Source organism: Brevibacterium sp. GP-SGM9 (assembly GCF_047300845.1).
Taxonomy (GTDB): Bacteria; Actinomycetota; Actinomycetes; order Actinomycetales; family Brevibacteriaceae; genus Brevibacterium.
This window is the reverse complement of the sequence record NZ_CP178563.1, coordinates 2191102-2198344: the sequence shown is the minus strand read 5'-3', so window position 1 is coordinate 2198344 and position 7243 is coordinate 2191102. Positions and strand designations below refer to the sequence as shown.

Genomic DNA, 7243 nt, shown 5'->3' with positions numbered 1-7243 from the left:
CTACTGCTTGCTTCGCTGCGTCCGTGAGTGCATTGTGGACGGCGTCGTCTAGCCCCGTCGGGCCGAAGGCGCTGAGGCTGGTGGTTTGTTTGCGTATGGTGTCTTGGAGCGCCGTGCGGGTGTCGATTCTGCCTACTGCTTGCTTCGCTGCGTCCGTGAGTGCATTGTGGACGGCGTCGTCTAGCCCCGTCGGGCCGAAGGCGCTGAGGCTGGTGGTTTGTTTGCGTATGGCGTCTTGGAGCGCCGTGCGGATGTCGGTCCTGCCCACCGCCTCCTTCGCTGCATCCGCAAGCGCCTTTTTCAGTTCGTTCGAAACCAAATCGCTGGCGAGCCCAGTCAGCTCGGTAGTTTCTTCGGCCGGCGCCTCTTGGGGCGCCCTAGCGACGGGATGATTGGGAGGTTTACTTCGTTTCGTCGTATTGCAGTCGTCAGGCGTAACTGCTTCCGTAGGATCCTCAGCATCAGACATGAAAGTTTGATGTGTCGTGGTGGCATCTCATGACACCAAATATAGACCAGATGTAATCCAGGGCCTTTCGCTTTCCGCCACTGGACTCCGGGGCTGCTTCGCTGTCCCTAGTTGCACCCGGACATCAAGTTGGTAGCGGCGATCCTAGTTGATTGAAGGAGATCGGGACGGATACAGGGTTTGGTGATATCTGATCCGGCTTGTACACAGGCAAGCCTGGAAGGATGAACATCATGCCACAGCCCTACCCGAAAGAATTCCGCGTCGCACTGGGCCGGGACAAAGACACCACGATTGTCCAGATCGCGAAGGACTTCGGAGTCCACGAAAGCACCATCGTGAAACGGCTTCGGAAAGCCGAGATCAATGTCGGCAATAAACCCGGTTTCACCAGTGACGAGTCCGCCGAACTGCGAGAACTCAGACGGCGCACCCGTCTGCTTGAGCAGGAGAACGTGATGCTGCACCGTGCTACCGCCTATCTGTCGCGGGCAAACCTGCCGTCAAAAGGCTCTACCCGCTCGTGAGAGAGCTCGCCGCCAATGGGATTCCGTCGCAATGACATGCCGGGTACTCAAGCTCTCTCGCCAGCCCTACTACCGGTGGCTGGCAACGTCGACCCCCGAAGCTGACGTCGTCGAGGCGTATTGGGCCAACGCTCTCTTCGATGTCCACCGTGATGGCCCTGAGTTTGCGTACCGGTACTTCGCCGACGAAGTCGAAGCGAGTGGGCAACCGATGGCGGTGCGCTCCGCGTGGTGGCTGTGTTCGGCCTATATTTAGTTCTCCGCCTTCGGCAAGGGCCGGGCAAGAACGGGAAGAAGCCCGGTCTGCCTGTCCACGGCGATCTGTGTGCGGTTGTCGACGCCGACGGACGACGCAGGCACGAGTTCGGAGCTGATGGCCCGAATCAGCTCCGGCTCGCCGATATAACGGAGCGTCACACGAATGAGGGCGAGCTTACATGTGCGCGATCAAGGACGTTTGCTCGTCGAGGATAGTCGGCTACTCCATTGGGGCCCGGATGAAGGCGCGTTTGGCTTTCGTAGCCCTCGAGATGACCGTTGCACGTAGCGGTGGCGATGTGGCCGAATGGGTGGTACAAAGCGGCAGGGAGTCGCAAGCCGTATTCAACCGGTCGAAGAAGTTTACGCGGGCACTGGCCCGTCACGGCCTGGCCGGGTCGATGGGACGAGTCAGCGCGGCCGGCGATAGCGCGGCTATGGAATCGTTCTTCGTTCTGGTGCAGAAGAACGTGCTCGACCGTCGCCGGTGGGTGAGTCGGGACCAGTTGAGAATCGCGATCTTGACCTGGATCGAGGGGATGTGTCACCGGCGTCGTCGGAAAACCCGGTCGGGTCGTTTGACACCAATCGAGTACAAGGCACTTAGTGAGTCACCTGCACTCGCAGCGTGACACCCCGATTGGCACCTCTCATTGCAACAGTCCCCTTAACTAACAGCCGCCTGGAGCGAGGCTTCAACAGCCGGCATATAGTGTGAGTGTCTAACGCGATCTCAGAGCAGGGAGACGACTGAACATGCCTCGTCATTGGGTGCGCTTTGAAGGAGCTTCCACGCTGCGTCGTCAGCGACAAATCTAGTTAGACGATGTGCCTCGAGATCCGGTCCATCGGGTCAGGTACGCCGTTAGAGATGTGGACGTCGTAATGGGCAGGCGTGTATTTGACGCTGCGGGTATCGACGATAAAGGAGGTTGCTCTGGAAAGTCCTGTTCAAACTGCTGATAGTGAAGGAGAAATGTAGGAAGGGATGGCAGCGAAGACCACGTGCAATCTCTGACTCTAGTAACTGGACGTCGTCGCGAGTGCCGCAACGAGCGCATACATCGAGTCTGATCACGCCAGTCTTAGATAGTCGTAGTTGGTGAGCGTCTGGACCGCGTTGCGATAGTAGCGGATCGACTCTGCCGCACGGCATAAGCGCTCAGTGAGCGGTTCGCAACAGATACGAACGTTGGCAGATGTCCCAAGCACGATGATAAGACGTGCTGCGGACTCGAACCCGAGATGTCCGTTCGAGGATCTCTGCGACGACTAATATTCAGTCTTATACCGGTTGACGCTGTGGCATAGGATTGATGCTCGATTTTGGGTGAGCCGGCCTGGGATATAGGAGTCAGGTATGAAACGTTCCGGTGCTTTCGTCAGCCTCGAGCGATTCTGGGCCGCCTCTGGCGAGTCCTACGAGCTGACACAGGAGGGCTGGCTGGCCGAGCCTTCCGCTGGTGCGTTTTATTCGATTAACCCTCGCATATCTCCCACCCGAGATCTTGCTAGTGCTCGGTGCCTTGTGTTGTTAGGTGAGCCCGGCATAGGCAAGACCAGTGCGCTCAACGGGGGACGCGAGTTCCAGCCCGATCCGGGCATTCCGGTTCAGCATTTTGACTTGGGATCCTTCAGCAGCGAAGAGCGGCTAGTGGCCCGTGTCTTCGAGAGCGCCGAGCTCACGGTGTGGAGCAGGGGACGCGGCGAGCTGTGCCTGAGCCTTGACGGTTTCGACGAGGCACATGACCGCATTGAGACTCTGCCGCGCCTTCTCGTCGACTTTCTCAACCAATGCGACTGCTCTCGGCTATACCTGCGGGTCGCGTGCCGAACTGCGAGCTGGCCAGCATTCCTGCGGGAGGTGCTGGAGGAAGGGTTTGGCAAAGAAGGCGTCCAGGTTCGGGAGCTGCTGCCGCTACGACGCGACGACGCCGCAACGCTCCTTCGAGCAGCCGGCGTTGATCCGATCGGCGTCTTGACAGCGGTTGAAGCCGCCCGTGTTGTACCACTTGCTGCGCGACCGTTGACACTGAATCTGCTGCGCGCCTCGATCGACCCCGCCGGAGGGCTCCCGCAAAGCGCCTCAGAGCTGTATGACAAGGGTCTTCTGGCATTGGCCGACGAGATGAATCCGATGCGGCACGGCGCAGGCTTCGCCGCGGGCAGCGCCACCGAAAGACTCAGGGTTGCATCGCGAATTGCGGCGATCTCGACCTTCGGGGGTCGGCCGTCAATCTGGATAGGCCACATCGCCGAGGCTGAAGACGCCACGATCACCGTCGACGAGTGCCTGCCAACGGGTTTCGTCGCACAGGCGCACGCGACCTCCTCGGAAGTCGTTGATACGACACTGCGAACGGGTCTGTTCACGGGCAACGGTGAGTCTCGGCTGGGATGGGCACATGCAACATTCGCCGACTACCTGACGGTGCGGTGGATGATTGAAAGCTCGCTCGGTGACCAGCAGATCGAGTCTCTACTGTTCGCCGACGACGGGCAGATCTACCCGCGAGTGCGGTCGGTCGCCGCATGGCTAGTCGCAATGATGCCGACTCGGTTCCGCTGCTTCATCACCCACGACCCCCAGGCATTTCTTCAGAACGCAGACATCCCGGAGGAGGCGCTAAGGGCCGAGCTGGTCGACGCGCTCTTCACAGAGGCGCGCGCCGGCACATTCTACGACGAGTACAACCTCGACTTGACCGGACTTGGCCACTCAGGGCTGGCTATTCAGGTTCGTCAAGCGCTCTCGGACCAAAGTGACGAAGCCCGACGACTCGCCCTGCGCATCGCTCGCCAATGCCTACTCACTGAGCTTGTCCCAGACTTAGTCGCCCTCGCGCTGGACCCGACAGCCGAGGTGAGTCTGCGGGTATCGGCAGCGCTGAATGTGCGTGACCTCTCTGAGGAAAGCCCAAGCAGGGCACTGGTCGGGTTACTCAAGTCATCCGGAACAAGCCGCGAGGAGAGCAGTCCTATTCACCATGAGCTCGAGGGCGCAGTATTGATGGCCTCTTGGCCGCACGCCATCACCACTGCAGATGTCTTCGCGTTGCTTGGCCCACGTCATCCCCGCAACTTCATTGGCATGTACTCCATGTTCGTAAACCACTTCGCCGCGGCGCTGACGGACGCAGATCTGACGCCGGCTTGCGACTGGCTTCTCTCGAACACTGACAAGCTCAACGACAGCCGGTTCGCGGACCTGGTCAACGCCGTCACTGGCTTGTGCATCCGCCACCTCGACGACCTGCGCGCTCGCCAGGCGCTGCGACACGTGGCGTTTCAACACGCGGAAGACTACGAGCCGCTGTTCGGCGAGCATACGTTCGACCAGGCTCCAGAGCTAAACGACGACCAGCGACGAGAAATAGCGCTCGTGCTCCTGGCCGAGGCAACTGAGGAACAGACCTGGGCCATGTGCGATCACCTGTCGAATCACGGGCTACGTCTGCTCTCGGAGGCCGATCTTGAATGGCTCATCGATCAATATGGAGCTGCCGACGGGACTCTTCGCACCAACATCGCCACCGCGATGCACTACCTGATCCGACCAGAGCTCGTGGCACACAGCGACCTGGTGCTGAGCCTGTCGGACACTGACCCGGCGGCGGAAGTCTTCAGCTCCTGGCGCCGTGTAGTGCTGCTCTCCTCACCGGAGGCGGCCCAGGCACGCGCTCAATGGGCTCAGTGGGCCGACCGTCGAAGGGAGCTAGAGGAACGGAAAGCAGCCGAGACGACGGACTCCTGGGTCAACCCAAAGATCGCCACGCTCGCGCAGCGCGCTCTCAGCGGCGACGTCGAGGCGTACTGGTGCGCCGTGCGCCTGGTGGCGGTACGACCCGGCGCGCAGCGATTCATGAACGAGTTTCAGCCTGACCTCACCGCTCATCCACGATGGAAGACCCTCCCCGCGACCACGCAGACCGACCTCATTGCGGCATCGGCCAACTATCTGCGCGACGGACGGTGCGAACCTGATCGCTGGTTGGCCAAAGATGTCATCTTCCACCCCGCGCGGGCGGGCTACCGCGCCCTGGTACTCCTGCTCCGAGAACGACCTGCCACGCTCGCCGCTCTCCCGCCCGCTGTCTGGCAGGAATGGGCTCCGATCATCATCGCTTGGACCGGTACGGTTAACGGCGCCAACCCGGACGACAAGACCACTCTGATCGAATTGGCCGCCAAGCACGCGCGCCCCGAGATGGTCTCGACACTGCTTACACTCATCGACCGTGACATTGCCGAGCAGAAGCACGTCTTCGCAACAACCGAGTTGGCCGCGCTCATGTCGGAAGGCCTCGCCAGCGAGTTGACCTCAAGGCTGGATAGGGCGACAGCCAAGGAAACCCGAGACAGCCTGCTCGATTCCCTTCTCACAGGCGGGTGGATAAGTCTGGTCGAACCCGCGCTGCTCAGCTGGATCGGCGACACGGAGCGGACCAATAACCCCGATCGTGCGGCAGATGCGGCCATGAGGCTGCTCCTACACGCCCCCACAGCCGGATGGCCACGCCTACGGACGCTGCTGGAAACCGATCCGGAGTTCATCAAGAAGGTGTTCCTCGCGAACCGTTTCGCCCACGACCGCAAGATGCCCGACCTAGATGACGCCGGCCTTGGCGACCTGTACCTCCACCTCCGCGAGCTCTTCCCTCCTGCAGAGGACCCACAGTCCGACGATGTTCACTGGGTCGGCCCGCGGGAGGCTCTTGCAAACTGGCGCGATGCGCTGCTCGAAAGACTCCGGCTTAGAGGCACCACCAGCGCCGTTCGAGCCATCCAGGAAATTTGCGATGCCCTGCCGGAGGAGCCTTGGCTGAAGCGAGTCCTGATCGATGCCAAGCGGACCCTCCGTGATCAGTCCTGGCAGCCGCTCAACCCGCACGAGCTGGATCAACTTGCAGCTAATCAATCAGTGCGATTGATGCGCACGGACGCTGACCTTCAGAACGCCGTACTCCTGGCCCTGGAAGGTATCCAGGCCCGCCTCCAGTGCGACACTCCATCTGCTCCGCTCTTATGGGATACGTACGCGGCGCGGCCCAAGACCGAAGAGGAGATCTCCGACTACCTGGCCATCGAACTGAACAACAGGCTCGGCCATGCGGGTGCGGTCGTCAACCGCGAAGTCCAGGTTCGCCGTATCAAGCTGTCCGGGCTGCCCGAACGTACCGACCTCCGCTTCGAAGCCATCCCGACAAACGCCGCACTAGAGGGGACGACCTCCGTGAAGATTCCCGGTGAGGTGAAGGGGGTCTGGAACGCCGGAGCAATTGATTCGATCAGCAGCCAGCTCGTCGAGCGCTACATGGCAGACTTCCAAACCGAATACGGCATCTACATCGTCGTTTGGTTCGACCAAGAACCATGGGCTGACAGTTCTGATCGGCGTCGGAGCACCGCAGCTCGTTTTGCTGGCATAGACGATCTACGTGCTCAACTGGATGACGCCGCGGCGGTGGCAGGAGGAAAAGTTGCCGTCGTAGTCCTCGACGCTTCGCTTCGGCGAGGAGCCTGAGAACTCGATCGCACGGACAGCAAGGATGGCACCCGTCGGCCGGATCGCTCGGCTCTGGCAGTCTAATCGACGCGGTGTCCGGCCGTGATCGCGGCTGACTAAGACTCCAGGTCGAAAGTGAAACGGGGCATGTCGTCGCTCTCATCGCACGTGAACGGCGGGGTCCCGGGGCGTTGTCGTGGATGCTCGAAACACTGCAGCGAACGTCGTCGAACTCAGCTATCGAGGCCCGTCCGGCCTTCGCTCGTGGCGGCGGCGTATGAATGCCAGATCAAGCACGGCTTTTCTCGAGAAAATGTAAGGGGCATTGCAGCGAAGACTACGTTGTGGACGCCGTAACGGAGGAATCGTGGCCATTGCTTACTCATCCCAATCAGCCGCCACAGATCGCTACCAATCGACTACAAGCAACCCAAGCGAACCGCCCGGTTCCCTGTAAACGCAAGGGAATCCGCGAGTTCCCGA

At 60.8% G+C, this 7243-nt stretch carries 2 protein-coding genes and 1 pseudogene; 2 read left to right on the top strand and 1 reads right to left on the bottom strand.

From position 1 onward, the window contains the following. Positions 1-469 (bottom strand): hypothetical protein (locus tag ACH82I_RS09900; protein ID WP_413332267.1); only part of this gene is annotated, 469 nt, incomplete at its 3' end. A 233-nt stretch (positions 470-702) separates the two neighbouring features. Here ACH82I_RS09900 and ACH82I_RS09895 point away from each other — a divergent pair. Further along, a pseudogene (locus tag ACH82I_RS09895) lies at positions 703-1886 on the top strand (DDE-type integrase/transposase/recombinase). 728 nt (positions 1887-2614) lie between these two features. Beyond that, a complete protein-coding gene (locus ACH82I_RS09890) occupies positions 2615-6778 on the top strand; it encodes a hypothetical protein (protein ID WP_413332265.1) in 4164 nt (1387 codons plus the stop codon). Positions 6779-7243: the final 465 nt, after the last annotated feature.